The organism is Pseudomonas sp. NY15435 (assembly GCF_048068295.1).
Lineage (GTDB): Bacteria > Pseudomonadota > Gammaproteobacteria > Pseudomonadales > Pseudomonadaceae > Pseudomonas.
Genome location: NZ_JBLUQA010000043.1, coordinates 1 through 255, shown reverse-complemented (window position 1 = coordinate 255; position 255 = coordinate 1). Strand labels below are relative to the sequence as shown.

At 63.9% G+C, this 255-nt stretch carries 1 pseudogene; it reads left to right on the top strand.

Annotation, left to right across the window (positions count from 1 at the left end):
* Positions 1-255: pseudogene (locus tag ACNFH5_RS30635) on the top strand (electron transfer flavoprotein subunit beta/FixA family protein); the annotation flags it as partial.

Sequence of the window (255 nt, the reverse complement as noted above, 5' to 3'; positions counted from 1 at the left end):
CTGAAAGCCCTGGTCGACAAAGAGCAGCCGCAGCTGGTCATCCTCGGCAAGCAGGCCATCGACAGCGACAACAACCAGACCGGCCAGATGCTGGCTGCGCTGACCGGCTACGCGCAAGGCACCTTCGCCTCCAAGGTCGAAGTTGCTGGCGACAAGGTCAACGTCACCCGTGAAATCGACGGCGGCCTGCAGACCGTTGCCCTGAACCTGCCGGCAATCGTCACCACCGACCTGCGCCTGAACGAGCCGCGCTAC